Annotated in this window: 28 protein-coding genes; 8 read left to right on the forward strand and 20 right to left on the reverse strand. The window is 71.4% G+C overall.

Annotated features, from left to right (window positions below; translation table 11 throughout):
- Nucleotides 1–227: 227 nt before the first annotated feature.
- Nucleotides 228–1508, reverse strand: a complete 1281-nt coding sequence (tyrS, locus tag ISP_RS30935; protein ID WP_013227826.1) for a tyrosine--tRNA ligase — start codon at nt 1506–1508, stop codon at nt 228–230.
- 32 nt (nt 1509–1540) lie between these two features.
- Entirely contained in the window at nt 1541–2179 is a 639-nt protein-coding gene (locus tag ISP_RS30940; protein WP_013227827.1) for a DNA-3-methyladenine glycosylase, read from the reverse strand.
- A 111-nt stretch (nt 2180–2290) separates the two neighbouring features.
- Here ISP_RS30940 and ISP_RS30945 point away from each other — a divergent pair, with 111 nt between their 5' ends.
- The 3 genes from ISP_RS30945 to ISP_RS30955 are packed head-to-tail and all read left to right on the forward strand — an operon-like array spanning nt 2291 to nt 4163.
- Nucleotides 2291–2845: a hypothetical protein gene (locus ISP_RS30945; RefSeq protein WP_013227828.1), complete on the forward strand. Its 555-nt coding sequence runs from the start codon at nt 2291–2293 to the stop codon at nt 2843–2845.
- A complete protein-coding gene (locus tag ISP_RS30950; RefSeq protein WP_013227829.1) occupies nt 2842–3501 on the forward strand; it encodes a DUF4166 domain-containing protein in 660 nt (219 codons plus the stop codon). Before ISP_RS30945 ends, ISP_RS30950 begins: the two co-directional genes overlap by 4 nt.
- Complete coding sequence (locus ISP_RS30955) at nt 3501–4163, forward strand: TetR/AcrR family transcriptional regulator (RefSeq protein ID WP_013227830.1); 663 nt, start codon at nt 3501–3503, stop codon at nt 4161–4163. The genes ISP_RS30950 and ISP_RS30955 overlap by 1 nt, the downstream gene beginning before the upstream one ends.
- On the opposite strand, the gene argH is transcribed toward ISP_RS30955, so the two are convergent.
- From argH to argC, 8 genes are read right to left on the reverse strand one after another with little or no spacing between them, the layout of a single operon-like run.
- Nucleotides 4156–5571: an argininosuccinate lyase gene (gene argH, locus ISP_RS30960; protein WP_013227831.1), complete on the reverse strand. Its 1416-nt coding sequence runs from the start codon at nt 5569–5571 to the stop codon at nt 4156–4158. The two genes, ISP_RS30955 and argH, sit on opposite strands and share 8 nt — an antisense overlap.
- Nucleotides 5568–5894, reverse strand: a complete 327-nt coding sequence (locus ISP_RS30965) for an argininosuccinate synthase (RefSeq protein ID WP_013227832.1) — start codon at nt 5892–5894, stop codon at nt 5568–5570. Before ISP_RS30965 ends, argH begins: the two co-directional genes overlap by 4 nt.
- Nucleotides 5891–6403, reverse strand: coding sequence for an arginine repressor (locus tag ISP_RS30970; RefSeq protein ID WP_013227833.1), 513 nt, complete (start codon nt 6401–6403; stop codon nt 5891–5893). The genes ISP_RS30965 and ISP_RS30970 overlap by 4 nt, the downstream gene beginning before the upstream one ends.
- On the reverse strand, nt 6400–7326 hold the full coding sequence (gene argF, locus ISP_RS30975) for an ornithine carbamoyltransferase (RefSeq protein WP_013227834.1): 927 nt from the start codon (nt 7324–7326) through the stop codon (nt 6400–6402). Before argF ends, ISP_RS30970 begins: the two co-directional genes overlap by 4 nt.
- Nucleotides 7326–8540: an acetylornithine transaminase gene (locus ISP_RS30980; protein WP_013227835.1), complete on the reverse strand. Its 1215-nt coding sequence runs from the start codon at nt 8538–8540 to the stop codon at nt 7326–7328. Before ISP_RS30980 ends, argF begins: the two co-directional genes overlap by 1 nt.
- Nucleotides 8537–9454, reverse strand: coding sequence for an acetylglutamate kinase (gene argB / locus ISP_RS30985; protein WP_013227836.1), 918 nt, complete (start codon nt 9452–9454; stop codon nt 8537–8539). The genes ISP_RS30980 and argB overlap by 4 nt, the downstream gene beginning before the upstream one ends.
- Nucleotides 9451–10611, reverse strand: a complete 1161-nt coding sequence (gene argJ, locus ISP_RS30990; RefSeq protein ID WP_013227837.1) for a bifunctional glutamate N-acetyltransferase/amino-acid acetyltransferase ArgJ — start codon at nt 10609–10611, stop codon at nt 9451–9453. The genes argB and argJ overlap by 4 nt, the downstream gene beginning before the upstream one ends.
- The gene (gene argC, locus ISP_RS30995) at nt 10608–11636 is read right to left on the reverse strand and encodes an N-acetyl-gamma-glutamyl-phosphate reductase (protein WP_013227838.1); all 1029 of its coding nucleotides are present in this window, start codon (nt 11634–11636) and stop codon (nt 10608–10610) included. Before argC ends, argJ begins: the two co-directional genes overlap by 4 nt.
- A gap of 74 nt (nt 11637–11710) precedes the next feature.
- Here argC and ISP_RS31000 point away from each other — a divergent pair, with 74 nt between their 5' ends.
- Nucleotides 11711–12667 carry a helix-turn-helix transcriptional regulator gene (locus ISP_RS31000; protein ID WP_013227839.1) on the forward strand — a complete coding sequence of 319 codons (957 nt, stop codon included), beginning with the start codon at nt 11711–11713 and terminating at the stop codon, nt 12665–12667.
- Between the two features lie 191 nt (nt 12668–12858).
- Here the strand turns inward: ISP_RS31000 and ISP_RS31005 are convergent, their stop codons facing one another.
- The 3 genes from ISP_RS31005 to ISP_RS31015 form a co-directional block, all read right to left on the reverse strand.
- Complete coding sequence (locus ISP_RS31005; protein WP_014467396.1) at nt 12859–12984, reverse strand: hypothetical protein; 126 nt, start codon at nt 12982–12984, stop codon at nt 12859–12861.
- 79 nt (nt 12985–13063) lie between these two features.
- Complete coding sequence (locus ISP_RS31010; protein WP_013227840.1) at nt 13064–13561, reverse strand: hypothetical protein; 498 nt, start codon at nt 13559–13561, stop codon at nt 13064–13066.
- Between the two features lie 203 nt (nt 13562–13764).
- A complete protein-coding gene (locus tag ISP_RS31015) occupies nt 13765–15348 on the reverse strand; it encodes an alpha/beta hydrolase (RefSeq protein WP_013227841.1) in 1584 nt (527 codons plus the stop codon).
- A 193-nt stretch (nt 15349–15541) separates the two neighbouring features.
- Between ISP_RS31015 and ISP_RS31020 the strand changes: the two genes are divergently transcribed.
- Nucleotides 15542–16231, forward strand: a complete 690-nt coding sequence (locus ISP_RS31020) for a DNA alkylation repair protein (RefSeq protein ID WP_013227842.1) — start codon at nt 15542–15544, stop codon at nt 16229–16231.
- A gap of 216 nt (nt 16232–16447) precedes the next feature.
- On the opposite strand, the gene pheT is transcribed toward ISP_RS31020, so the two are convergent.
- The 7 genes from pheT to infC form a co-directional block, all read right to left on the reverse strand.
- Nucleotides 16448–19015 carry a phenylalanine--tRNA ligase subunit beta gene (pheT, locus tag ISP_RS31025; protein WP_013227843.1) on the reverse strand — a complete coding sequence of 856 codons (2568 nt, stop codon included), beginning with the start codon at nt 19013–19015 and terminating at the stop codon, nt 16448–16450.
- Complete coding sequence (gene pheS, locus ISP_RS31030) at nt 19015–20076, reverse strand: phenylalanine--tRNA ligase subunit alpha (RefSeq protein WP_013227844.1); 1062 nt, start codon at nt 20074–20076, stop codon at nt 19015–19017. The genes pheT and pheS overlap by 1 nt, the downstream gene beginning before the upstream one ends.
- Before the next feature lie 133 nt (nt 20077–20209).
- Nucleotides 20210–21043 (reverse strand): DUF6159 family protein, encoded by an 834-nt coding sequence (locus ISP_RS31035; RefSeq protein ID WP_013227845.1) that lies wholly within the window; start codon nt 21041–21043, stop codon nt 20210–20212.
- Between the two features lie 52 nt (nt 21044–21095).
- Complete coding sequence (locus ISP_RS31040) at nt 21096–21911, reverse strand: TrmH family RNA methyltransferase (RefSeq protein ID WP_176742193.1); 816 nt, start codon at nt 21909–21911, stop codon at nt 21096–21098.
- Nucleotides 21908–22285 carry a 50S ribosomal protein L20 gene (gene rplT, locus ISP_RS31045; RefSeq protein ID WP_004559056.1) on the reverse strand — a complete coding sequence of 126 codons (378 nt, stop codon included), beginning with the start codon at nt 22283–22285 and terminating at the stop codon, nt 21908–21910. Before rplT ends, ISP_RS31040 begins: the two co-directional genes overlap by 4 nt.
- A 67-nt stretch (nt 22286–22352) precedes the next feature.
- The gene (gene rpmI / locus ISP_RS31050; RefSeq protein ID WP_013227847.1) at nt 22353–22547 is read right to left on the reverse strand and encodes a 50S ribosomal protein L35; all 195 of its coding nucleotides are present in this window, start codon (nt 22545–22547) and stop codon (nt 22353–22355) included.
- Between the two features lie 68 nt (nt 22548–22615).
- Entirely contained in the window at nt 22616–23233 is a 618-nt protein-coding gene (gene infC, locus ISP_RS31055) for a translation initiation factor IF-3 (RefSeq protein ID WP_013227848.1), read from the reverse strand.
- 207 nt (nt 23234–23440) lie between these two features.
- On the opposite strand from infC, the gene ISP_RS31060 reads away from it, so the two are divergent.
- From ISP_RS31060 to ISP_RS31070, 3 genes are all read left to right on the forward strand, one after another.
- Nucleotides 23441–23800 carry a DUF1844 domain-containing protein gene (locus ISP_RS31060; RefSeq protein WP_161790921.1) on the forward strand — a complete coding sequence of 120 codons (360 nt, stop codon included), beginning with the start codon at nt 23441–23443 and terminating at the stop codon, nt 23798–23800.
- 233 nt (nt 23801–24033) lie between these two features.
- Nucleotides 24034–24678 carry a GntR family transcriptional regulator gene (locus ISP_RS31065; RefSeq protein ID WP_176742191.1) on the forward strand — a complete coding sequence of 215 codons (645 nt, stop codon included), beginning with the start codon at nt 24034–24036 and terminating at the stop codon, nt 24676–24678.
- Nucleotides 24675–25670 (forward strand): 1-aminocyclopropane-1-carboxylate deaminase, encoded by a 996-nt coding sequence (locus ISP_RS31070; RefSeq protein ID WP_013227851.1) that lies wholly within the window; start codon nt 24675–24677, stop codon nt 25668–25670. The genes ISP_RS31065 and ISP_RS31070 overlap by 4 nt, the downstream gene beginning before the upstream one ends.
- The last annotated feature ends 131 nt before the right edge of the window (nt 25671–25801 follow it).

The following is a 25801-nucleotide window of genomic DNA, read 5'->3' on the forward strand; positions in this document are numbered from 1 at the left end:
ACCAAAACCGCAACCAAGCGGCCTCACTCGAAGCGAGTCATTCCTAGCAGTTTTTGGTGGGACACCCACTCAATCGCAATCCGCGAGAGCTTGGTTCGTGTCCCGGTGGCCACCCGGTTTCCCTGGCGACTTGGAGAACTTTACACCCCTCCGGAGGGCCCGAAACAGGGGGGTACCTTAACCGCGTTCCCGCAGGTCAGGCCCCTGTTTCGGGCCGCCGGAGCCGGTCAGCCGCCGAGCGCGACGCCGGCGACGTTCCGCTTGCCCTTGCGGACCACGAGCCACTTGCCGTGGAGGGCGTCCTCGCGGGACGGCTTCCACTCCTCGTCCGCGATCTTCACGTTGTTGACGTACGCGCCGCCCTCCTTGAGGGTGCGGCGCGCGGCGCCCTTGCTGTCCACCAGTCCCCCGGCGAGCAGCAGGTCGACGATCGTCGGCTCGGCCCCCGGGTCGACCTTGCCGTTCGGCACCTCGGCCATCGCCGCGTCGAGGGTGCGTTCGTCGAGGTCACCGAGCTCGCCGCGGCCGAACAGCGCCTGGCTGGCGTTGATCACCTGCCGGGTCTGCTCCTCGCCGTGCACGAGGGTAGTGAACTCCTCCGCCAGCCGCTTCTGCGCGGCCCGCAGGTGGGGACGCTGTTCGGTGTCCTCCGCCAGCGCGGCGATCTCCTCCTGGTCGAGAAAGGTGAACATCCGCAGGTAGCGGACGACATCGGCGTCACCCACATTGACGAAGTACTGGTACCAGGCGTACGGCGAGGTCATCTCCGGGTCGAGCCAGAGGTTCCCGCCGCCCGTCGACTTGCCGAACTTGCGGCCCTCGGCGTCGGTGACCAGCGGCGCGGTCAGCGCGTGCACGGCCGCCCCGTCGGTCCGCCGGATCAGGTCGACCCCGCCGACGAGGTTGCCCCACTGGTCGGACCCGCCGACCTGCAGCCTGCAGCCGTACTGGCGGTGCAGCTGGAGGTAGTCCTGCGACTGCAGGAGCAGGTAGCTGAACTCGGTGTACGACATGCCGTCGCCCTCGAGCCGGCGCTTCACCGTCTCCCGGTTGAGCATGACGTTGATCGAGAAGTGCTTCCCGACGTCGCGCAGGAACTCCAGGGCGGTCTGCTGCCCGGTCCAGTTCAGGTTGTTCTCGACGATCGCGCCGGTCGCCGAGTCGTCGAAGTCGACGAACCGTTCGAGCTGGCCGCGGATGCGCCCGGCCCACTCGGCGACGACGTCGAGGGTGTTCAGCGTGCGCTCACCGGTGTCGCGCGGGTCGCCGATCATCCCGGTCGCGCCGCCGGCCAGCACGATCGGCCGGTGCCCGGCGCGCTGGAACCGCTTGAGCATGAGCAGCGGGACCAGGTTGCCGGCGTGCAGGCTGGGCGCGGTCGGGTCGAAGCCGCAATAGAGCGTCACGGGACCCTGGTCCTGGTCGAGCTCGCGCCGGAGGGCGTCGATGTCGGTGGACTGCGCGATCAGGCCGCGCCAGGACAGCTCGTCGAGGATGTGTTCGCTCACGCCTGTAGATCCTCCCGCACCAGGTCAACCGACTAACTGGCGGGTCGGACCCGCCGCTTGCCGCCGCGGCGGTAGGTGGACACGGCGGGCGAACCGTCGACCCAGAACCGCCACGGCGTCTCCATCGCCATCGCGACGCCGACGCGCGGCCCGCTGCGGACCTGCTCGGCCGGCACCCGCTCGCCGACACGCAGCCGGACCGGCGACGCCGGGTCGGTCAGGTCGGCGCCGTTCTCCTGCCGGTCGATGCGCAGCACCGACGTGAGGATCGCCGGGCCCTTGGCGAGTTCGCCGGTCCCCCGTGCGTTCGGCCGCCGCTTGCGGACGACGTCGACCCCGGTGACGACCTCGCCCGCGCGCAGCAGCACCGCGCCGGCCACGCCGTCCTGCGAGCCGACGATGTTCGCGCAGAAGTGCATCCCGTAGACGAAGTAGACGTACAGGTGGCCGGCGGGCCCCCACATGACGGCGTTGCGCGGGGTCCGGCCGCGGTAGCAGTGCGACGCCGGATCGTCCTCGCCGCGGTAGGCCTCGACCTCGACGAGCCGGACGCCGACGGTGCCATCGGGACCGTCGGCCTCCAGGACCGAGCCGAGCAGCAGGTGGGCCAGGTCGACCGGGTCCAGCGCGAGTTCGTCGCGGGTGAACAACCGGCCTGCGTCGCCGCTCAAACGGATTCCTCTCCTCGGCTGCCTGGCTCACCCACCTTAACCCTTGAGCGATCGCTCAAACTTCTCTACAGTCGGTTTGAGCACTCGCTCAAACTCTGAGGGGAGACAGGGATGAGACCGAAGGCGCTCTACGTCGAGACCGTGATCCGCACGGACCTCGACACGCTGTGGCGGCACACCCAGGACCCGGTCCTGCACCGCCGCTGGGACCTCCGCTTCGCCGAGATCGCTCCGATCGACGGTCTCGACGGCCACTTCCGCTATGTCTCGCGGTTCCTCGGCGTCACGGTCGCCGGCGTCGGGGTGAGCACGGCGAAGCGGGACTGGCCGGACGGCTCCCGGACGTCCGTGCTGCGGTTCGCCTCGGCCGACCCGCTGTCGCTGATCAGCTCGGGCGCGGGTTTCTGGCGCTACACACCGGTCTCCGGCGGCGTCCGGTTCGTCACCGGCTTCGACTACGGCACCCGCTGGGGCCGCTTCGGGCGGCTGGCCGACCGGCTGTTCCGGCCGGTCTTCGGCTGGATGACGGCGTGGTCGTTCGACCGGCTGCGGCTCTGGCTGGAGACCGGCGTCCCGCCGGAGGACCAGCCCCTGACCGCGCCCGCGGCCGCCCGCTGCGGCCGGACGCGGCCCCGCGACCAGGTGACTGCCGGAGCGTCGTCGTGACCGGCGTCTTCGAACGCACGCTCGGTGCGGATTTCGCGAACCTGCACCCCCGAATGCGGGAACGGCTCGCCCTGTCGGACGGGCGCGGGATGATCGGCCACGGCGTGATGGACCGGATCTGGCGCGGCCCCGGCTTCACCCTGCCGTTCCTGTGGCTCGGGTCGGCGTGGCACATCCTGTTCCCCGAGCGCGGCCGGAACGTGCCGTTCACCATCGAGAACTACCCGTACGTGGACGGGCACGGCCGCGAAACGGTGTCCTTCGTGCGGACCTTCGAGTTCCCGGGTCGGCGCCGGCGGTTCGACGCCCAGATGGTGCACAGCACCGGACGCGGGCTCGTCGACTACTTGGGGACCCACCAGCACCTGGCGGTGGACCTCGCGGTGACCGTCCGGCCGGACGGCGGGTTCCGGATCTGCTCCGGCAGGTTCCGGTTCCGGGAAGGGACGGGCCTGCCACGGGCGCTCACCGTGACCGCGACGGTCGACGAGTGGTTCGACGACGACCTCGGGCAGTTCCGGATCGAGGTCGCGGTGGTCCATCCCCGGTTCGGGCCGGTGTTCGGCTACGAGGGCAGCTTCGCCGCCCGGTACGTCGACGTCGGCGGCGGGGTGAGCGGCGCGGTGAAGCCACTCCGTGAGAAGGTCATGGACTGATGGGCACCGGCCGGAACTCCAGTTCGCAGGACACGAAGCAGCGGCTCGTGGACGGCGTGCTGGAAGTCGTCCGGCAGCAGGGCATCACCGCCGTCTCCGCCCGGTCGGTCGCGAGCGCCGCGGGCGCGAACCAGGCGCTGGTCTTCTACCACTTCGGCAGTGTCGAGGAGCTCGTCGCGCAGGCGTGCGTCTCCGCGACGGAGGCCCGCGTCGCCCTCTACCGCGACCGCTTCGCCGCCGTGGCCACGGTCGGCGAGCTGCTGGCGCTCGGCCGGGAGATCCGGGCCGCGGAACGCGCGGAAGGCAACCTGGCCCTCCTGGCCCAGACATTGGCCGGGGCCCAGGGCAGCGAGCGGCTCGCCCAGGCGACCCGCGAGGGCCTGGACAAGTGGATCACCGAAGTCCGGACGGCGCTCGAGCGCGTGCTCGAGGGGTCGCCGCTGGCCGAGCTCGCGGATCCGGACGGGCTGGCCCACGCCGTGTCCACCGGGTTCCTCGGGCTGACGCTGTTCGACACGGTCGACCCCGAGGGCGCCGAGCAGGCCGTCGCCGCGCTGGAGCAGCTGGCCGTGCTGGTCGACGTCCTGGACGGGCTCGGCCCGGTGGCCACGCGGGCCGTCCGGGCCAAGCTCCGGAAATCCGGCCGGTCTCGCCTCAGTTGAGCCACTGGCGAGCCGCGGTGACACGCTCCTCGATCCGGGCGCGCTGCTCGGCCACCCGCACCGGCGCCGTGCCGCCCCGGGCGTCGCGGGACTTCACCGAGCCTTCGACGGTCAGGACTTCGCGCACCGCGGGCGTGAGCGCCGGGTTGATCTTCTCGAACTCTTCGTCGGTCAGCTCGTCCAGGCCGGCGCCGCGGGACTCGGCGACGCGGACGCTCTCACCCGCCGCTTCGTGCGCGACGCGGAACGGAACGCCCTGGCGCACCAGCCACTCGGCGATGTCGGTGGCCAGGGTGAAGCCGGCCGGGGCCAGCTCAGCGAGCCGGTCGGTGTGGAAGGTGAGCGTTTCGAGCATGCCGGCGATCGCCGGGAACAGGAGTTCGAGCTGCTCGACCGAGTCGAACACCGGCTCCTTGTCCTCCTGGAGATCGCGGTTGTAGGCCAGCGGCTGCGCCTTGAGGGTGGCCAGCAGGCCGGTGAGGTTGCCGATCAGCCGGCCCGCCTTGCCGCGCGTGAGCTCCGCGACGTCCGGGTTCTTCTTCTGCGGCATGATCGAGCTGCCGGTGGCCCAGGCGTCGTCCAAGGTCACGTAGCCGAACTCGGCGGTGTTCCAGATGATCACCTCTTCGGCGATCCGGGACAGGTTCACCGCGAGCATCGCGACGGCGAAGGCGAACTCGGCGACGAAGTCACGCGAAGCAGTGCCGTCGATGGAGTTTTCGACGCTGGTGGCGAAGCCCAGTTCCTCGGCGACGGCCTCGGGGTCGAGACCCAGCGACGAGCCGGCGAGGGCTCCCGAGCCGTACGGCGACTCGGCCGTGCGGGCGTCCCAGTCCTGCAGCCGCGAGACGTCGCGCAGGAGCGCCTGGCCGTGGGCCATCAGGTGGTGGGCGAGCAGCACCGGCTGGGCGTGCTGCAGGTGCGTGCGGCCGGGCAGGATCGCGTCCGGATGCCGCTTCGCCTGCGACACCAGCGCGTCGATGACCTCCAGGGTGCCGGCGACGACCCGGCGGGCGGCGTCGCGCAACCACATCCGGAACAGCGTGGCCACCTGGTCGTTGCGCGAGCGGCCGGCGCGCAGCTTGCCGCCGAGCTCGGTGCCCGCGCGCTCGAGCAGGCCGCGTTCGAGGGCCGTGTGCACGTCCTCGTCGGCGATCGTCGGGGTGAACGCCCCCGAAGCGACGTCCTGGGCGAGCGTGTCCAGGGCGGCCAGCATGCCGGTCAGCTCGTCGTCGGTGAGCAGGCCCGCCTTGCGCAGCACGCGAGCGTGCGCCCGCGAGCCGGCGATGTCGTAGGGCGCCAGGCGCCAGTCGAAGTGCGTCGACGCGCTCAGCGCGGCCATCGCCTCCGCCGGACCGCTGGCGAACCGGCCGCCCCACAGCTGCACCGGCTGCTCGTTCCCGCTCACTGTTCTCGCTTCTCCTCGGTGTTCGTCGGTTTCAGGTCTTCGGCCGTCACCCGGCCGTCGTACAGGACCAGGCGGACTTCGCCCGACAGGGTGCTGGTCAGATTGGCGCATCCGCGGCCGGCCCGCCGTTCGAGCGCGGCACACGCTTGACGGCGGCCGATTCTCTGCGCCTCCCCGCGAGCGCTCAGCATGCGGCGCGCTTCGGCGACGGAGACGGTCTCGCCGTCGATCGCCACCGGGACCCCGCGGTCGAAGGTGATCACGACCTCGTCCGGCGCGAGGAACTCACCCTCGGCCGGGAAGATGTCGGCGAGCACGGTCATGGTGGTCCTTCGTCTCCGGCTTCGTGCGCCGACCGGTGCGCGAGGGCGGCGAAGCGTTCCGCCAGTTCCTTGCCGTTCAGCGGTTCCCGCGCGATGACGGCGACCGTGTCGTCGCCCGCGATCGAGCCGACGACCTCTTCGAGCGCCGCGCGGTCGATGGCGCTGGCCAGGAACTGCGCCGCGCCCGGCGGCGTCCGCAGCACCATCAGGTTGCCGGACGAGTCCGCCGAGACCATCAGCTCGGCGAGCAGCCGGGAGAGCCGGGACGTCCCGCCCTGCACCCCGCGGACGGGGCTGCCGTCCTCGGGGATGACGTAGACCGGCGCGCCCGAGTCCGGCCCGCGCAGCTTGACCGCGCCCAGCTCGTCGAGGTCGCGCGACAGCGTCGCCTGGGTGACCTCGATGCCGTCGGCGGCCAGCAGCTTGGCCAGCTCGGTCTGGCTGCGGATCGTCATGGTGGACACCAGTTCGGTGATCCGCGCCTGCCGCCCCACCCGGCTGCTGGTCATCGCCGGCTCTCTTCGAACAGCCAGACCAGCAGGGCCTTCTGGGCGTGCAGCCGGTTCTCGGCTTCGTCCCAGACCGCACTGGCCGGGCCGTCGATCACCTCGTCGGTGATCTCCCAGCCGCGGTGCGCGGGCAGGCAGTGCAGCACGATCGCGTCGTCCGCGGCCTTCTTCAGCAGCTCGGCGTTGACCTGCAGGGCGCGGAACGGGCCCACCCGGTCGAGGCCGTCGTTCTCCTGCCCCATCGACGTCCACGTGTCGGTGACGAGCACGTCCGCGCCGCTGACCGCCTCGTAGGGGTCGGTGAAGGCGGTGGCCGTGCCGCCGGTCTCCTCGCCGCGCTTCTTGGCGTCGACCATGACCTGCTGGTCGGGCTGGAACCCCAGCGGCGAGACGACCCGGACGTGCATCCCGGCGGTGATGCCGCCGAGCAGCAGCGAGTGCGCCATGTTGTTGGCGCCGTCGCCGAGGTAGACGAGCGTGAGGCCGGCGAGCTCGCCCTTGCGCTCGCGGATCGTCATCAGGTCGGTGAGCACCTGGCACGGGTGGAACTCGTCGGTGAGGGCGTTGACCACCGGGATCGACGCGGCCGACGCCATCGTCTCGATGCGCTTCTGCGCGAAGGTGCGCCACACGATCCCGTCGACGTACCGCGAGAGGACCCGCGAGGTGTCCTCGATGGTCTCTTCGCGGCCGAGCTGCATCGAGCGGCCGTCGACGATCACCGGGTGGCCGCCCAGCTGGCTGATGCCGACCTCGAACGAGAACCGGGTCCGCGTCGAATTCTTCTCGAAGATCGCCGTGATGGACTTGCCGGCGAGGGTCTTGTTGCCCAGCGGGTCGGCTTTGAGCGCGTCGGCGAGGTCGAGGATGGCCTTCTGCTCGGCCGGACTGACGTCGTCGTCGCGGAGGAAGTGGCGCAGCATCAGTCGGAGTCCTTCGTGGTGGAGTCGAGCGCGTTCGGGAGTGCGGCGAGGAAGCCCTCGGCCTGTTCGCCGTCGAGCACGAGCGGGGGCGCGAGCCGGACGGCGTCCGGCGCGACCGGGTTGACGAGGTAGCCCGCGGCCTGGGCGGCCTGGGCGACCGCCGCCGAAACGGGCTGCTTGAGGGCGATGCCGAGCAGCAGCCCGGTACCGCGCACCCCGGCGACGAGCGGGTGCCCCAGCGCCTCGACGCCCGCCGCGATGTCCTTGCCCAGCGAGGCGACGTGGTCGAGGAGGCCCTCGGCGGCGATCGTCTTCAGCACGGCGAGGCCGGCCGCGCAGCAGACCGGGTTGCCGCCGAAGGTGGTGCCGTGCTGGCCCGGCTTGAGCAGCTCGCCCGCCGCGCCGACGCCGATCACCGCGCCCAGCGGCAGCCCACCGCCGAGGCCCTTCGCCAGGGTGATGACGTCCGGGACGATGCCGGCCTGCTGGTAGCCGAACCAGGTGCCGAGCCGGCCGAGACCGGTCTGCACCTCGTCGAGCACCAGCAGCGTGCCGGTGGCCTTGGTGATTTCGCGGGCGGCCTGCAGGTAGCCGTCCGGCGCCGGGATGACGCCCGCCTCCCCGAGCACCGGCTCCAGGAACACGGCCGCGGTGTCGGTGTCGACGGCGGCCTGGAGCGCCCCGACGTCCCCGAACGGCACATGCTCCACCCCGGGCACCAGCGGCTTGAAGGCGTCGCGCTTGGCCGGCTGGCCGGTGAGCGTGAGCGCGCCCATGGTCCGGCCGTGGAACGCGCCTTCGGCGGCGATCACCTTGGTGCGTCCGGTCAGCCGGCTGATCTTCAGCGCGGCTTCGTTGGCCTCGGCGCCGGAGTTGACGAACAGCACCTTGCCGTGGCCGGTGAGGCCGGCGACGTCGAGCAGCGCCTCGGCGAGTTCGACGGCGACGGGGTTTACGTAGAGGTTCGAGGTGTGGCCGAGCCGCTTGATCTGCTCGGTGACGGCTTCGACGACGGCCGGGTGCGCGTGGCCGAGCGCGTTGACGGCGATGCCGCCGACGAGGTCGACGTACTCCTTGCCGTCGGCGTCCCACACCTTCGCGCCTTCGCCGCGCACCAGCGTCAGCCGGGGGGTGCCGTAGTTGTCCATCAGGGCGGACTGCCAGTGCGCCTGGCCGGCTGCGTTGGACTCGAGGGTGGACTCGAAGTCGGTCACGGGAGCTCCGTTTCGGGGAAGACCATGGTGCCGACGCCGCGTGAGGTGAAGACCTCCAGCAGCACCGAATGGGCGAGGCGGCCGTCGATCACGTGCGCCCGGCGCACGCCGCCGCGGATGGCGCGCACGCACGCCTCCATCTTCGGGATCATGCCGCTGGCCAGGCCGGGCAGCATGGTCTCGAGGCGGTCGACGCGGATGCGGTCGATCAGCGAGGACCGGTCGGGCCAGTTCGCGTACAGGCCTTCGACGTCGGTGAGCACCACGAGCTTCTCGGCGCCCAGCGCGGCTGCCAGCGCGCCGGCGGCCGTGTCGGCGTTGACGTTGTGCACGACGCCGTCGACGTCCGGGGCGACGGTCGACACCACCGGGATGCGCCCAGCGTTGACGATGTCGAGCACCGCGTCCGGGTTGACCTCGGCGACCTCGCCGACGAGCCCGATGTCGACCTGCTCACCGTCCACAGTGGCCTGTTTGCGTTCGGCGGTGAAGAGCCGGGCGTCCTCGCCGGAGATGCCGACCGCGTACGGCCCGTGGGCGTTGATCAGCCCGACGAGCTCGCGGCTGACCTGCCCGGTGAGCACCATCCGGACGATGTCCATCGTCTCCGGCGTGGTGACCCGCAGGCCGCCTTTGAACTCGCCTTCGACACCGAGGCGCTTGAGCATCGCGGTGATCTGCGGGCCGCCGCCGTGCACGACGACCGGGCGCAGGCCGGCCAGCCGGAGGAACACCATGTCCTCGGCGAAGGCCGCCTTCAGCTGGTCGTCGATCATGGCGTTGCCGCCGTACTTCACCACCACCGTGGCACCGTGGAACCGCTGCAGCCAGGGCAGCGCTTCGATGAGCACACCGGCCTTTTCGGCCGCCGTCGCGAGTCGTTCGTCCGCGGAAATCAGAGCCTCCTGGTTCATGAGGAGTACGCGCTGTTCTCTTCGACGTAACCGTGCGAAAGATCCGTGGTGTAGATGGTCGCGGTGCTCGCGCCGACGCCGAGGTCGACGACGATCTCGACGGCCCGGCCGGTGAGGTCCGCCTCGGACCGGTCGGCGGCGGGCACACCCTGGGCGAACAGGGTGACGCCGTTGATCGCGATCGACACGGCTTCCGGTTCGATGCGGGCCGGCACCCGGCCGAGCGCCATGGCGATCCGGCCCCAGTTCGGGTCGGAGCCGAACAGTGCCGTCTTGACCAGGTTGTCCTCGGCGATCGTGCGGGCGACGGCGATCGCGTCGGCCTCGGTGGCCGCACCCCGCACGGTGACGTCGACGTCCTTGGTCGCGCCCTCGGAGTCCGCGCGCAGCTGGAGCACCAGGTCGTGGCTGACCGCGGTGAGCAGCTCGGTCAGCTCCGCTTCGGTCGGTTCGACCCCGCTCGCGCCGGACGCCAGGACCAGGACGGTGTCGTTGGTGGACGTGCCGCCGTCGACGTCGAGCCGGTCGAAGGTGACGTGGGTGGCCGCGCGCAGGGCCCGGTCGAGGATTTCCTTGTCCACCACGGCGTCGGTGGTCAGGACCGAGAGCATGGTGGCGAGGTTCGGCGCGAGCATGCCCGCACCCTTGGCGAAGCCGCCGACGCGCCAGCCGCTGTCGTGCTCGGCGAAGGCCTGCTTCGGTTTGGTGTCGGTGGTCATCACGCCCTTGGCGGCGTTGAGGCCCGCTTCGGCGCCGGTGCCGAGGGCTTTGAAGGCGGTGTCCACTCCGGACAGGACCGCGTCCATCGGGAGCCGTTCGCCGATCAGGCCGGTGGAGCAGACGGCGACCTCGATGGCGCCGGCCTGCAGGACTTCGGCGACCTTCTCGGCCGTTGCGTGGGTGTCCTGGAAGCCGCCGGGCCCGGTGGCCGCGTTGGCCCCGCCCGAGTTGAGGACGACGGCCTTCAGCCGCTGCTGCTTGAGCACTTCCTGCGACCACAGCACCGGCGCGGCCTTGATGACGTTGCGGGTGAACACGCCCGCCGCGATGTCCAGCGGGCCGTCGTTGACGACCAGGGTGAGGTCGAGCGCGCCGGAGGCCTTGATCCCGGCGGCGACGCCGGCGGCGCGGAAGCCCTGGGGGCCGGTGACGGTCACGGTGCCACTCCTACGGTGGGAAGCCCGGTGGTTTCCGGGAGGCCGAGGGCCAGGTTCATCGACTGGACGGCACCGCCGGCGGTGCCCTTGGTCAGGTTGTCGATCGCGGCGACGACGACCAGCCTCTTGGCGTCGGTGTCGACGGTGACCTGCAGCTGGGTGTTGTTCGAGCCGAGCGTCGAGGCGGTCGCCGGCCAAGCGCCCGCGGGCAGCAGCTGGACGAACGGCTCGGCGTCGTAGGCCTTCTCGTACGCCGCCCGCGCGGCGGCCTCGTCGACGCCATTCTTCAGCGAAGCGCTCGCCGTGGTGAGGATGCCGCGGGGCATCGGCGCAAGCACCGGGGTGAAGGACACGGTGACCTTCTCGCCCGCGACGGCCGAGAGGTTCTGCACGAACTCGGGGGTGTGGCGGTGGGCGCCGCCGACGCCGTACGCGCTCGCCGAGCCCATCACCTCCGAACCGAGCAGGTTCGGCTTGAGGCTCTTGCCGGCGCCGGAGGTCCCGGTGACGGCGACGATCGTGACGTCGGGCTCGATCAGGCCGGCGGCGAAGGCGGGCGCCAGTGCCAGCGATCCGCCGGTCGGGAAGCAGCCCGGCACGGCGATGCGCTTGGTGCCGGCGAGCCTCTCCCGGGCGCCGGGCAGCTCGGGCAGGCCGTACGGCCACTGGCCGGCGTGGTCGCCGCCGTACCAGCGCTGCCAGTCGCCGGCGTCGGCCAGGCGGTGGTCGGCGCCGAGGTCGACCACCAGGACGTCCGGGCCGAGCTGCACCGCGATGGCCGCGGAGTGCCCGTGGGGCAGGGCGAGGAAGACGACGTCGTGGCCGGCGAGGGTCTCCGGCGTCGTTTCGGCCAGGACGCGGTCGGCGAGGGGGACGAGGTGGGGCTGGTGGACGCCGAGCTTCGTGCCCGCGCTGCTGGCGGCCGTGAGCGCGCCGATCTCGACCCCGGGATGGGTCAGGAGCAGGCGCAGCAGCTCACCACCCGCGTACCCGCTGGCTCCGGCCACCGCGATGTTCACCGTCATACGCATGATTATGCACGCCCTTGCAAGTCTAAACAAACTCGGAGTGGTGGCCGCCACCTTGGGATGCTGGGCCCATGACGGACACCCCGGCCCGGCTGCTCGGCCTGCTTTCGCTGCTCCAGACACCCCGCGACTGGCCGGGCAGCGAACTGGCCGAGCGGCTGGGTGTCAGCCCGCGCACCATCCGCCGCGACGTCGAGCGGCTGCGCGACCTGGGTTACCCGGTCGAGGCCAGCCGCGGGGTCGCCGGCGGGTACCGGCTGGTCGCCGGCACCGCGATGCCCCCGCTCGTGCTCGACGACGAGGAAGCCGTCGCGATCGCGGTGGGACTGCGGACCGCCGCCGGGCAGTCCGTTTCCGGCATCGAGGAGGCGTCCGTGCGGGCGCTCGCCAAGCTGGAACAGGTCCTGCCGGCCCGGCTGCGCCGCCGGGTGGGCACGATCGGCACGGCGACGGTCGCCGTGCCGGCCACCGGGCCGGTCGTCGACCCGGCGCAGCTGACGGTGTTCGCCGGGGCGATCACCAACCGCGAAACCGTCCGGTTCCGCTACTGCGCCCACGACGGCGCCGAGACCCGGCGCCGGGCCGAGCCGCTCCGGCTGGTCGCCGCAGGCCGCCGCTGGTACCTCGTCGCGTACGACCTCGACCGGGCGGACTGGCGGGTGTTCCGCGCCGACCGCGTCCGCGAAGCCCAGGCGACCGGCGGCCGGGCGGTGCCGCGCGAGCCGCCCGCGACGGATCTGGCGGCCTACGTCGTCGACCGGTTCCACGACCTGGCGCCGTCGTACCGGGCGGTGGTGGTCCTCGCGGAACCGGCCTCGCGGATGGATCCTCGCCTCGGCCAGGCGACGGGCGACCTGACCGACCTCGGCGACGGCCGCTGCCGGTGGCGGAGCCGCCCGGACACGGTGGACTGGCTCGCGTTCCGGTTGCTGGGGCTGGGGTGCGCGTTCACCGTCGAGGAACCGCCGGAGCTGGTCGAACACCTCAAGGTGCTGGCGGCTCGTGCAGCCGCGGCGGTGCCGGACTGACGACATCCCATCGGGCGCCCGAACATGGCCCCATCGGGCAGCTGAACATGCCGGCTCCGGCGTGCAATTTCCTCCTGGTGCAGCACTGCTCCTCCTCCCTGGATGTGCTTCAGTGCCTGTGCGGTGTTCCAGTGCGAACCACCCGCCGCGGGTGGCCGCCTGCTCGCCGAAACCGGCTTGGACGCGCGCAGTCAGCTCACGGTGGACGCAATGGCCCGCGGCCCCGGTTCGAGCGCCGCCAGTTCGAGGTACTTGCGGGTTGCTTCCGCCGCGGTCACGGCCGAGGTTGCGGGCCGGACGGCGAGGTCGAAGCTCATCGGGCTCCTCCGTTCGGCGAGGTGGGGGACGACGGCCCGGTGGGCCGGTCCACACAGCGGACCGGCCCACCGCCGCCGGTCAGCTCGGCTCACCTCCGTCCAGGTCCGTGCGCCTGCTCGGCGGCACGGGGAGGTAGCAGCCCGGGTTCTCCGGATCGCAGCCCACGCGCGGCAGCCGGGCGCGGATGCCGCCGGGGGTGCGCTCGAAGTACGCCGCGATCTGCGCGACGCTCTCCCCCGCGAGCCACCGGCTCTCCAGCTCCGCGTCCGACTCCTCGCTCCACGGGCGGCCCTGCTGGGCAGGACGGTCCGCGGATCTTCGCCGCGGCCCGCGGGCCGCGCCGGTCGCGGACAGCAACTCGTCCGTGACGAGCTCCGCCACCGTGGCCGCCACCGCGACGTCCAGGTCGAGGCTGCCCTCGGCGACCGGTTCGCCGCCGGGGCCGCCGGCTTCCAGGGTGATCATCACCCGGGGGGTGGGTTCGGCGCGGTCGACGTCCGTCCTGGTCGCGACCACGATCTGGTAGGTGTTTTCTTCTGCCCGGATCTCGGTCCGGCGCTCTTCGATGATCGACATGCCACGAAGCTAGCGCGCACCCCCGACAATTTTCGGTCACGCGCAGCTCACGGCCCACTTCGCTCCGAAATTGTCGGACCCCTCCCCTAACGTCTCCGGCAACCACGAACCGTCACGAGGAGGCGACGATGGGGCACCGGTGGACAAGACGCTGCCCCGGTCCGGACGAGCCGGACCGGGGCAGCGGGATCGAGCGGGTTCGCTCAGAAGTGCAGCAGCTGGGCCAGCGTGCGCTGCTTCTCCTGGGCGGCCTTCGCGGAGTCGTCCGACTTCTGCGCCGCGGCGCCGTCGGGCACCGGCTGCGGCACCGGGCTGCACTGGACGTCCGAGTGGTTGCCCGGCCGGCGCTTCGGCAGAGCGCCGGTGGCCAGGTAGTCGGCGACCTTGTCGTCCACACAGGACACCCCGGACAGCGAACCGGCGTGGGTCGTCCCACCCGGCGCGCTGATCAGGCTCGAGTTCGGGAACCGCTTCCGCACCTCGAGGCTGCCGGGGTACGGCGTGGCGGCGTCGAGCTCTTCGCTGATGAGCAGCGCGCCGGCCACCTTGCGGCCGTCGACGTCCACCGGCTTGCCCGCCTTCGCCGGCCAGAACGCGCAGGGCGCGTTGAACCAGGCGTTGCCCCAGGTTTCGAACGGGGCCTTGAAGTAGGTCAGCCAGTTGTCGACCCGCCACCGGTTCCAGTCGGTCGGCCACTGCACGTCGGTGCACTGCACGCCCAGGTACACGGCGAAGCCGTTGTCGTCGCCGGGCGGGTTCGAGCTGTCGTAGAGCGCCTTGAGCGTCTGCCAGTCACCCTTGTGCACGTAGCCGTCGAAGGCCTTGGCCATGTCGACCCAGCCGAAGACGTAGTAGCCGGCCTGCAGGAAGATGTCGGTCCACTCGTCGCCGCCGATGACCCCGCCGGCCGGGTCCTTGGCGAGCTTGCGCTGCGTGTCGTACCACAGCTTCTCGACCGCGTCGCCGGTCTTGCCCAGGTGGTAGACCTCGTCGTACCCGGCCAGCCAGCCGAAGTAGGTCTTGATGTTCTTGTCGAACGCGACGTCCTGGTCGAGGTTGGCCTGGTACCAGACCTTCCGCGGGTCGACGTTGCCGTCCAGCACCATCCGGCGGACGTTCTTCGGGTACAGCGTGCTGTACACCTGGCCGAGGTAGGTGCCGTAGGAGAAGCCGTAGTAGTTGATCTGCTTCTCGCCCAGCGCCTTGCGCAGGCTGTCCATGTCCTGCACGACGTCGGTCGTCTTCAGGTGGTTCAGGATCTCGCCGTTCTTGCGGCACGCGTCGGCGTACCCCTTCGAGCGGGCGAGCCAGGTCTTCTCCAGCTGCACGGAGGTGGGCACGTACGCCGGCCGGTTGTAGCTGAAGTAGTTCCCGTCGCAGCTGATGGCGGGCTTGCTGGACCCGACGCCCCGCGGGTCGAAGCCGATCCAGTCGTAGTTGTCCCCGGCGTGGTTCGGCACGTACTTGCCGAGCACCGAAAGGCCGAGGCCGGAGCCACCCGGGCCGCCCGGGTTCACCAGCATGATGCCCTGGGACTGCGCGGTCTTGTGCTTGATCCGCGAGACCGCGACGGAGACCTTCGCCCCGCCCGGCTTCGCGTAGTCCATCGGCACTTCGAGGAAGCCGCACTCAGCGCCGTTGGCCTTGAGGCTGGCCGACGCGCAGGGGCCCCAGGCGATCGGCGCGGGGGTGAACTGCACCCCGGATTCCGCCGAGGCAACGGGCGCGGCGGCCACCAGCCCGGCCGCGAGCCCCGCGACGGCGATCGCGGCAACGATTCTTTTCACAGTCGTCCTTTTCGTCCGCATTCGACGGCGTTCGCCAGATTTTCGACGAAACTACCGGCAACCCCGGCCAATCTCGCTGACCGACGCGACTTCCGCCATCCGCCTTTCGTCGGGACCTGCGGCGCCCGCGCGGCGCCGGAACTGTCGGTGGCCGGCAGTACGCTCCCGATCGCCGGAGCCCGACGGAGGACAGATGAGCGCAGACGAAAGGCTGGTCAAGGCGATCCGCGCCGGGCTGGCGGACCTGGCCGACCCGGCGAAAGCGCCGGCGATGCAGGCGTACATGAAGTCGGCCATGCCCTTCCGCGGAGTGGCGAAACCCGAGCGCAGCGCGCTCCTCAAACGGGTGCTGGCCGAGCACACATTGCCCGATCGGGTGACGTTCTCGGCCACTGTCCTGGAGTTGTGGCGAACCGCCGAATTCCGCGAGGAGCGCTACGCGGCCGTCGATCTTTCCGGGTACCGGGCCTACCGGCAGTGGCAGGACCCGGACCTGGTCCCGGTGTACGAGGAAATGATCGTCGGCGGGGCGTGGTGGGACCACGTGGACGAGCTCGCCATCCGGCGGATCGGCCCGATCCTCCGGGAGTGCCGCCCCCGGATGACGCCGATCATGCTGGCTTGGGCCCACGACGGCGACCTCTGGCGCCGCCGGACGGCGATCATCTGCCAGGTCGGGGCCAAGGAGGACACGGACACGGATCTGCTCACTCGCGCGATCGAGCCGGCGATCGGTGAGGCCGAGTTCTTCTTGCGCAAGGGAATCGGCTGGGCTCTGCGGGAGTACGCGAAGACGGCGCCGGACTGGGTGCGGTGCTTCGTGGACGATCACCCGGGATTGTCCGGGTTGTCCAGGCGGGAGGCGCTCAAGCACATCGGCTGAGGTGCGGGTGCGGTGTACCCGGAGGGTCGATTCGCGTGTCTGGAGGGTCGATTCGTGTCTGGAGGGTCGACACGCGTGACTGGACGGTCGACACGCGTGACTGGACGGTCGACACGCGTGATTGGAGGGTTGGGTCGCGTACCTGGGCGGTCGGATTGTGGCTGGTGGGGCGGGCCGGCCCCTCCTGCCGAGGTGGCGGGAGGGGCCGGGTGAACGTCAGGCGCGGAGGGTGGCGTTGAAGCGCTCGCCTGCTGCCGCCACTGCTGCGTCGCGGGCCTTGGTGGCCTCGTCGACCGTCAACGTGCGGTCCGGGGCGCGGAACCGCAGCTTGTACGCCAGCGATCGCTTGCCATCGCCGACCTGCTCGCCCGCGTACACGTCGAACAGCGTGATGTCCTCCAAGAGCTCGCCCGCCCCCGAGCGCAGGACCTCCGCCAGGTCCGCCGACGGGACCTCCGCCGCCGCCACCAGGGCCACGTCCAAGAGCACCGGCGGGTAGCCCGACACGCTCGGTGCCGGGCGGACGTCCGGGAGCGGGATCGCGTCCAGGTCCAGCTCCATCGCCACCGTCCGGGGCGGCAGGCCGAGGGCCTCGACCACCTTCGGGTGCAGCTCGCCCGCGTGGCCGACCGGCCAGTCGCCGACGCGGAGCTGGGCGCAGCGGCCCGGGTGCCACGGCGGGAGGTCGGCCGCCTGCACCGTCAGCTCGACCCCGGCCGCCTCCGCGATCGTGCGGGCCGCCTGGACCGCGTCGGCCCAGTTCGCCGGCTCGCCCGGGCCCCACCAGCCGGCTCGGTGCCGGTTCCCGGCGAGGACCACCGCCACGTGCAGCGGCTGCTGCGGCACCGCGGCCTCCAGCAGGGCCAGGTCCTCGTCCGAAGGCCGCCGGTCGACGCCGAGGTCCGGAACCTTCAGCGGGTTCGGGGCGGGGAGCACCACCTGGCCGATGTGGTACAGCGAAACGTCCTTCATCCCGCGGGACACGTTGCGCTGCAGGGTGTCCAGCAGGCCCGGCAGCAACGTCGTCGCCAGGCGGTTGCGGTCGGCCTCCAGCGGGTTGCGGACGACCACCGCGTTGCGGCGGATGTCGTCGGCCGGGAGGCCGAACGCGTCCCACACCGCGTCGCCGACGAACGGGAACGGGCGCACCTCGACGTACCCCGCCTCGGCCAGCGCCCGGGAAACACTCCGGACGCGCCGCTGGCCGTCGGTCAGGCCGCGGCCGGCCGGAGCCGCCGGCAGCGTCGACGGGATGCTGTCGTAGCCCTCGAGCCGCAGCACCTCTTCGACGAGGTCGGCCGGCTGGCGCAGATCGCCCCGCCAGCTCGGCGGGATGGCCGTGACCCGGCCCGTTCCGTCGTCGCCCGTGCCGACCGAGACCTTGCAGCCGATCTGGGTGAGCCGGCGGACCGTCACCCCACGCTGGTAGTTCACGCCCGCGACCTTGTCGGGCAGGTCGATCGGCATGACGACCGGCGGGTTCGGCTCGACCACGCCCTCGTCGGTGCGGCCGGGCTGGATGGCGGCGTCGCCGTACTGGCGCAGCAGCCGGGCGGCCAGCTCGACCGCCGCCGCGCACAGCTGCGGGTCGGTGAACCGCTCGAACCGCTTGGCGGCCTCGGAGAACAGCTTGTGCCGCCGCGCGGTGCGGCTGATCGCCGCCGGGTTCCAGTGCGCCGCCTCGAGCAGCACGTCGGTGCTCTCCGGCGTGATCTCGGTGCTCGCGCCACCCATCGTGCCGGCGAGCGAGATGACGCCGCTGTCGTCGGCGATGACCACGTCGTCCGGGTCGAGCGTGCGCTCGACATCGTCCAAAGTGGTCAGTTTCTCGCCCGGCTTCGCCCGCCGGACCACCAGGTCGCCCTGGATGGCCTTGGTGGCGAACGCGTGCAGCGGGTGCCCGAGCTCGAGCATCACGTAGTTCGTGACGTCGACGGCCAGCGAAATCGACCGGATGCCGGCCAGCATCAGCCGCCGGCGCATCCGCCACGGCGTCGGCGCGGTCGCGTCCAGGCCGGTGACCCGGCGCAGCACGAACCGCGGGCAGCCTTCCGGGTCCTCGACGTGGACCGGCCAGGCGTCGCCTTCGGCCGCCGGGACCTCCAGCAGTGCCGGGTCGCCGAAGGGCACGTCGAGCGCGTTCGACAGCTCGCGCGCGAGCCCGCGGATCGACAGCGCGTACCCGCGGTCCGGGGTCGGGGCGAGCTCGATCACCGAGTCGTTGAGGCCGAGCAGTTCCTGTGCGTCGTCGCCCGGGCTCGCGGTGCCCGGGGGAAGCACGAGGATGCCGGTGTGGTCGTCGCCGAGGCCGAGCTCGCGCGCCGAGCAGATCATGCCGTCGCTGATCCGGCCGTAGGTCTTGCGGGCGGCGATTTCGAAGTCGCCGGGCAGGACGGCGCCCGGCAGCGCGACGACGACCAGGTCACCCTCGACGAAGTTGCGCGCGCCGCAGATGATGCCGCGGGTCTTGATGCCGTGCGGGCCCTCGTCGAACTCGCCGGCTTCGTCGTCGTCCTCGTCGTCGAGTTCGTCGTCGTCGAGGTCCTCGGCTTCGTCGGCGGGCTCGCCGACGTCGACGCGGCAGAAGCGGACCGGCTTCTTGAACTCGGTGAGCTCCTCGACCTCGGCCACCCGGCCGACGACCAGCGGGCCGGTCACGGGACCTAGCTCGCGCAGGTCGTCGACCTCGATGCCGATCCGGACGAACGCGTCGGCCAGGTCCTGCGGCGTGACCTCCTCAGCGAGATCGAGGTGTTCGGTCAGCCAGCTGACTGGGACTCGCACTACGCCTCCGTTCCGAAGGGAAGGGTGAAGCGGACGTCGCCCTCCACCATGTCGCGCATGTCCGGGATCCCGTTGCGGAACTGCAGGGTGCGCTCGATGCCCATGCCGAAGGCGAACCCCGAGTAGACGTCGGGGTCGACGCCGCAGGCGCGCAGCACGTTCGGGTTGACCATGCCGCAGCCGCCCCACTCGACCCAGCCGGGGCCGCCCTTCTTCTCCTCGAACCAGACGTCCACCTCGGCGGACGGCTCGGTGAAGGGGAAGAAGTGCGGGCGCAGCCGCGTCTTGGAACTCTCGCCGAACATCGCGCGGGCGAAGGCGTCCAGCGTGCCCTTGAGGTGGGCCATCGTGATGCCCTTGTCGACCGCGAGGCCTTCGACCTGGGTGAACACCGGGGTGTGCGTCGAGTCGAGCTCGTCGGTGCGGTACGTCCGGCCGGGGCAGACGACGTACACGGGCAGGTCGCGGTGCAGCAGCGTGCGCGCCTGGACCGGCGAGGTGTGCGTGCGCAGCACCAGGCCCGAGTCCTCTTCGCCGACGTAGAACGTGTCCTGCAGCTGCCGGGCCGGGTGGTCCTTGCCGAAGTTCAGCGCGTCGAAGTTGAACCACTCGGCCTCGAGCTCGGGGCCCTCCGCGACTTCGTAGCCCATCGCGACGAAGGCGTCCGCGACGCGTTCGGAGATGGTGCTGATCGGGTGCCGGGCGCCGCGCGGGACGCGGTCCCACGGCAGGGTGACGTCGACCGCCTCTTCGCGCAGCACACGCTCGTCGCGCTCCACCTGGAGCTCGGCGCGACGGGCGTCGAAGGCCGCCTGGACGGCCTGGCGGGCCTCGTTGACGCGCTTGCCCGCCTCGGCCTTCTCCTGCTTGGGCAGGGCGCCGATCTCCCGGCGGGCCAGCATCAGCGGCGCGTGGTCGCCGAGGTGGGCCGGCTTGACCTCGGCCAGCCGTTCGAGCCCGGTCGCGGCGGCGAACGCCGCTTCGGCGGCCTTGACCGCCTCCTGCAGCGTCTCAGGGGCGAGTACCGCACCCTGTACTTCCTTCTCCGTGGCTCCGGACATAACTCCTCGGCGTCCGCTGGGACTGGTCGTTCGCGCTCCGCCGCACACGGCGCGCGAGAGGTCAAAGGCGGGAAAAGTCTATGGGATCGGCTCCGCACGCCCCCGGTCGCCCCGGGGGCGTGCGGACGCACGGTCAGCGCCGGCGGAACGCCCCGGCGAAGTCGACCGACGCGAACTCGCCGGGCACGACACCGTCGGCCGCGTAGCGGTACAGCGCGGTCTGGTAGATGCCGGACAACGTGGTGACGAAGACCGCCACCAGCAGGGTCCAGACGATCGCCAGCCCGACCGCGACGAACACCGTGGCCGTGCCGCCGAGCAGGAACGCGCCGCCGAGGAACACGACGTACCCGGCCAGGGTGAGCAGGAACCCGACGAGGCCGAGGCCGGCAGTGCCGGCGACGTTCTCGCCCCAGGCGCGGCGGAACAGCTCGACCGAGCGCTTGACACCGTCGCGGACCCCGGCGCCCTCGAGCATGACCACCGGCAGGACGAGGAACGTCGTGAACCGCCAGGCCAAGCCGATCAGGCCGCTGATGATGCCGCCGAGGAAGCCGAGCCGCTCTTCGATCGTCCGCAGCACCACGCTGACCGTCGCGGTGACGCCGGCCCAGCCGAGAAGAGCCGGCCAGCGGCGGCCGGCCGCGGCGAAACCGGCGCCGACGCCCGGCATCCCGCCGTCGCCGCGCAGCGCGACGTCCGCCTGCGAGATCAGGGCGGCGTTGAAGAAGATCGTGACGAACGCCGAGACGAGGTAGAACGCCGCGAGCAGCACGTACGTGCCGACGGTGGGCCGGAAGTGCTCGGCCTCGAGGTCGACGGTGAAGAACGCGGGTGTCAGGAACGCCCCGGCGACCAGCAGCCCGGCGATCCCGGCCAGCACCGGGAACCACGCCAGGCCCTTGTGGGCGCGGAGCACCTTCACCGAAGCGGAGAACAGCGCGAACGAACGAGCGAGCCTGCCCATGAAACCCCCCGATATCGGCCACGATGGCTTATTGCGGGAGCCTACTCGCAGGTCAGCGGTGTGCCGCCAACGCGCTCGTGTAGACGCAGACGGCCGCCGCGGTGGCGAGGTTGAGGCTCTCGGCGCGGCCGTACATCGGGATCCGGACGGCGAGGTCGGCCCGGTCGAGGACGTCGGCGGGCAGGCCGTGGGCCTCGTTGCCGAACACCCACGCCGTCGGCACGGCGAGGTCCACCCGATCGAGTTCGGCGTCGGCGTAGCCGTGGGCGGCGAACGTGCGCAGGCCCGCGGCCGAGCAGGCGGCCAGCGCGGCCGGGACGTCGCGGACGCGCGCGATCGGCAGGTGGAACAGGCTGCCGGCGGCCGCGCGGACGCACTTGCCGTTGTGCGGGTCGACCGTGTCGCCCGCCAGGACGACCGCGTCGGCGCCGGCCGCGTCGGCGACGCGGATCACCGTGCCCGCGTTGCCGGGGTCGGCGACGTCCACCAGCACCACCACGAGCCGGGCGGCCGGGGTCACGGCCTCCTCGAGCGGGCGGTCCAGCAGTGCGCAGACGGCCACGATGCCTTGCGGCGTCACGGTTTCCGACAGTCCCTCGGCGGCGCGGTCGGTGATCGGCGAGACTGGAACACCGGCCGCGCGGGCCGCGTCCACCAAGTCCGCGTGCTGCGCGGACGCGCGGGCGGTGACGAACAGCTCGTGCACCGTGCCGTCGGCCAGCGCGGCCTCGACGGCGTTGGCGCCTTCGGCCAGGAACCGGCCGGTCTTGTCGCGTTCCGCGCGCCGGGTCAGCTTGCGCGCAGCAACGACCCGGGGGGTCCGTTCGGTGAACGGATCCGCCCCGGGTCGGGAGATGCTGCCGGTCAGGCCGACTTCGCTTCGCCGGTGTTGACGTTGGCCTTGGCGAGCTCGGCCAGCGCGGTGAAGGCGGCGGCGTCGTTGACGGCCAGGTCCGCGAGGATCTTGCGGTCGACCTCGACACCCGCGGCCTTGATGCCCTGGATGAACCGGTTGTAGGTCACGCCGTTGGCCCGGGCGGCCGCGTTGATGCGGGTGATCCACAGCTGGCGGAAGTCACCCTTGCGGGCACGGCGGTCCCGGTAGGCGTAGTTGAGCGAGTGAAGCGTCTGCTCCTTGGCCTTGCGGTACAGCCGCGAACGCTGGCCGCGGTAGCCGCTGGCCAGTTCGAGAGTTGCGCGACGCTTCTTCTGGGCGTTGACCGCCCGCTTGACGCGTGCCACGGGTCCATCCTGTCGATTTCAGGGGGCGAGGGGGACGCCCCGGGTGGTTACAGCAAGTTCTGCGGGATCAGATGCCGAGCAGGCGCTTGAGACGGCCGGCCTCGGTCTTCGACACCTCGGTGGTGCCCTCGAGACGGCGGGTCACGCGGCTGGACTTCTTCTCCATGCGGTGGCGCCGGCCGGTCATCTGGCGGCGCAGCTTGCCCGTCCCCGTCTTGCGGATGCGCTTGGACGTCCCGCTGTGGGTCTTCATCTTCGGCATTTCTGTCCTCTTTCGTGCGGCGGCTCACCGGAGATTCCGGTGAGCCGCTGGCTCGTGCTGGTCGGCGCTTATGCCTCGGGGGTCGGCTCGGGGGCCGCCTCGGCCTTCGCCTTCGGCTTCACGTTCTTGTGCGGGGCCAGCACCATGATCATGTTGCGACCGTCCTGCTTCGCCGAAGACTCGACGAATCCCAGTTCGGTGACGTCCTCGGCGAGCTTCTGCAGCAGCCGGTAGCCGAGCTCCGGCCGGGACTGCTCGCGACCGCGGAACATGATCGTGACCTTGACCTTGTTGCCCGCCGCCAGGAAGCGCGACACGTGACCCTTCTTGGTCTCGTAGTCGTGCTGGTCGATCTTGGGGCGCAGCTTCTGTTCCTTGATGACGGTCAGCTGCTGGTTCCGACGCGACTCGCGGGCCTTCTGCGCGCTCTCGTACTTGAACTTGCCGAAGTCCATGAGCTTGCACACCGGCGGGCGGGCCTGCGGCGCGACCTCGACGAGGTCGAGGTCGTTCTCCTGCGCCAGGCGCAGCGCATCCTCGATCCGGACGATGCCGACCTGTTCGCCGGCGGGTCCGACGAGACGGACCTCCGGCACCCGGATTCGGTCGTTGATGCGTGTCTCGGAGCTGATGGGGCCTCCTTGGTCCGAGGAATGTTTCCTGTTCTCGTTCGACCTGGTGCCCACATAGCGAAGGCCCCGACACCGTTTCGGTGCGCGGGGCCCACTCTGTTTCCGATCGCACCCGGCCGCGAAAGCCGGGCACTTCACCCTGGACTTCACGTCCGGGTGAGACCGGACCCGGCCACCTGTACGGTGACGCGGGTGGGAGCGGGGCTCCACTTGCCGCCCCCGATCGCTCGGGGGCTGGTCGCTCGTGGAAGGGTACCAGACGTGTCGGAACAACCTTCCCAACAGCCCCCGTATTCCCCGGACGCGCGCCACCTGGAGGATATCCCCAGCGTGGAGGTGATCAGCCGCGCCGCCGTCATGCTGCTGTCCGCCGGCGCCGAACGGCTCGGCCTGGCCGACGCCGATCCCGCCACCTCCCCGCACCGCGACCTCGATGAAGCGCGGCGGCTGATCACCGCGCTGGCCGGGCTCGTGACAGCCTCGGCGGAGTACCTGGGCCTGCACGCCGGGCCGCTGCGCGACGGCCTGCAGTCGCTCCAGAAGGCGTTCCGGGAGGCTTCGGTCGTGCCCGACGCGCCCGGCCAAGGCCCCGGGGAAAAATACACCGGCCCCGTCTACTGACATTTCACTCGCTGGGATCCTGGCCTGGCGAGCTCGCTCGCAACTGACATTTCAGTCGCTCGGCCCGGTCAGCGAGCCTGCGAGGAACTGACATTTCAGTTGCGCGGGTCGTGGGCCTGCGAGCCCGTTCGCGCTGACATTTCACTCGCTCGGATCCCCCGCCCGGTCAAGCCTGCTCCTCCTGATACTTCACTCGCTCGGGCCCTTGCCCGGCGAGTCTACTCACATCTAACATGTTAGATGTGAGTCTCTCAAAGGTCAGCCGTCCGCTCTTGCGCGACGAGGCGTACGACCGCATCCGGCAGGCCATCGTCGACGGCACGCTGGCGCCGGGCACCCCCCTGCGCGACGGCGACCTCGCCGAGCAGCTCGGCCTCTCGAAAGCCCCCGTCCGGGAAGCCCTCCGGCGGCTGGCCGACGACGGCCTCGTCGACTCCAAGCCGCAGAGCTACACACGGGTCTCCGACGTCATGTCCCGCGACGTCATCGACGCCCGGCAGATCGTGCGCGTGCTGCACGAGTTCGCCGTGCGCGAAGCGGCCGCGAGGTGCCGTCCGGCCGACATCGCCGCGATGCGCGCGGCCAACGACCGCTTCGCCGAGGCGATCGAGGCCCGGGACATCGCGGCCGCGGTCCGGGCGGACGACGAGCTGCACGACGTCCCGGTCCGCCTGGCCGGAAACGCCGCGGTGGCCGCGACCCTCGACCGGTACACACCGCTGCTGCGCCGCCTGGAGCACGCGCGCTTCAGCTCGACGCTCGCCTGGAACTCGGTGGAGCGCCACACCCACCTGATCGACGCGCTCGAGAAGCACGACACCGAAACCGCCGTCTCCGTGATCTCGACCATCTGGACCGACCTGTTGGAGGACCGATGACCCTCGCCGACTTCCCCCGCTACCCGCTGCTGTTCGGCCCGTCGCCGGTGCACCCGCTGGAACGCCTCACCGCGCACCTCGGCGGCGCGAAGGTCTGGGCCAAGCGCGAGGACGTCAACTCCGGCCTCGCTTACGGCGGCAACAAGACCCGCAAGCTCGAATACCTCGTCGCCGACGCGCTGGCGCAGGGCGCCGACACGCTCGTCTCCATCGGCGGCGTCCAGTCCAACCACACCCGCCAGGTCGCCGCGGCCGCCGCGCGCGCCGGGCTGAAGGCCGTGCTGGTGCAGGAAAGCTGGGTCGACTGGCACGATCCGCTCTACGACAAGGTCGGCAACATCCAGCTCTCCCGCATCCTCGGCGCGGACGTCCGGCTGGTCCAGGCCGGCTTCGGCATCGGGTTCAAGGAAGCGTGGGAGGACGCGGTCGCCGAGATCGAAGCGAACGGCGGGAAGCCGTACGCCATCCCGGCCGGCGCGTCGGACCACCGGCTCGGCGGCCTCGGCTTCGCGAACTGGGTGGTGGAGCTGGAACAGCAGGAGGAGGAACTCGGCGTCTTCTTCGACACCGTGATCGTCTGCTCGGTCACCGGCAGCACCCAGGGCGGCATGGTGGCGGGCACGGCACTCGGCCGCCCGAGGAGGATCCTCGGCATCGACGCCTCCGCGAAGCCCGGCGAAACCCGCGAGCAGGTGACGCGCATCGCGCGCAACACCGCCGAGCTGATCGGCGCGGGGGAGATCGCGGAAGTCGAGCTGGACGACCGCTACCACGCCGGGGTCTACGGCATCCCCGACAAGTCCACTGTGGACGCGATCGAGACCTGCGCCCGGCTGGAGGGCATGATCACCGACCCGGTGTACGAGGGCAAGTCGATGGCGGGCCTCATCGACCTGGTCGGCCGCGGGGAAATCGGCAAGGACTCGAACGTGCTCTACGCCCACCTCGGCGGGCAACCCGCGCTCAACGGCTACACGAGCGTCCTCGGCTGAGGCGGGGGGGGGGGGGCCCCCCCCCCCCCCCCCCCCCCACGACCCCCACCCCCCCCACCCCCTGGCGACCCGGGGCGCCCCCCCCGGGGCCGCCGCCCACCACCGGCGGGGGGGGGGGGGGGGGGGCCCCG

The sequence above is a fragment of the Amycolatopsis mediterranei genome (assembly GCF_026017845.1).
Taxonomy (GTDB): domain Bacteria; phylum Actinomycetota; class Actinomycetes; order Mycobacteriales; family Pseudonocardiaceae; genus Amycolatopsis; species Amycolatopsis mediterranei.

What these genes read in the sequence shown, in the direction of transcription:
- argF (WP_013227834.1), bottom strand. Translation starts at nt 7,326, where the DNA reads ATGCTGCGCCACTTCCTCCGCGACGACGACGTCAGTCCGGCCGAGCAG.
- ISP_RS30965 (WP_013227832.1), bottom strand. Translation starts at nt 5,894, where the DNA reads ATGACCGTGCTCGCCGACATCTTCCCGGCCGAGGGTGAGTTCCTCGCG.
- ISP_RS31020 (WP_013227842.1), top strand. Translation starts at nt 15,542, where the DNA reads ATGAGCGCAGACGAAAGGCTGGTCAAGGCGATCCGCGCCGGGCTGGCG.
- pheS (WP_013227844.1), bottom strand. Translation starts at nt 20,076, where the DNA reads ATGTCCGGAGCCACGGAGAAGGAAGTACAGGGTGCGGTACTCGCCCCT.
- rpmI (WP_013227847.1), bottom strand. Translation starts at nt 22,547, where the DNA reads ATGCCGAAGATGAAGACCCACAGCGGGACGTCCAAGCGCATCCGCAAG.
- ISP_RS31010 (WP_013227840.1), bottom strand. Translation starts at nt 13,561, where the DNA reads ATGTCGATCATCGAAGAGCGCCGGACCGAGATCCGGGCAGAAGAAAAC.
- ISP_RS31070 (WP_013227851.1), top strand. Translation starts at nt 24,675, where the DNA reads ATGACCCTCGCCGACTTCCCCCGCTACCCGCTGCTGTTCGGCCCGTCG.
- ISP_RS30955 (WP_013227830.1), top strand. Translation starts at nt 3,501, where the DNA reads ATGGGCACCGGCCGGAACTCCAGTTCGCAGGACACGAAGCAGCGGCTC.
- argC (WP_013227838.1), bottom strand. Translation starts at nt 11,636, where the DNA reads ATGACGGTGAACATCGCGGTGGCCGGAGCCAGCGGGTACGCGGGTGGT.
- ISP_RS30945 (WP_013227828.1), top strand. Translation starts at nt 2,291, where the DNA reads ATGAGACCGAAGGCGCTCTACGTCGAGACCGTGATCCGCACGGACCTC.
- ISP_RS31000 (WP_013227839.1), top strand. Translation starts at nt 11,711, where the DNA reads ATGACGGACACCCCGGCCCGGCTGCTCGGCCTGCTTTCGCTGCTCCAG.
- ISP_RS31035 (WP_013227845.1), bottom strand. Translation starts at nt 21,043, where the DNA reads ATGGGCAGGCTCGCTCGTTCGTTCGCGCTGTTCTCCGCTTCGGTGAAG.
- argB (WP_013227836.1), bottom strand. Translation starts at nt 9,454, where the DNA reads ATGAACCAGGAGGCTCTGATTTCCGCGGACGAACGACTCGCGACGGCG.
- ISP_RS31005 (WP_014467396.1), bottom strand. Translation starts at nt 12,984, where the DNA reads ATGAGCTTCGACCTCGCCGTCCGGCCCGCAACCTCGGCCGTGACCGCG.
- ISP_RS31065 (WP_176742191.1), top strand. Translation starts at nt 24,034, where the DNA reads ATGTTAGATGTGAGTCTCTCAAAGGTCAGCCGTCCGCTCTTGCGCGAC.
- ISP_RS30970 (WP_013227833.1), bottom strand. Translation starts at nt 6,403, where the DNA reads ATGACCAGCAGCCGGGTGGGGCGGCAGGCGCGGATCACCGAACTGGTG.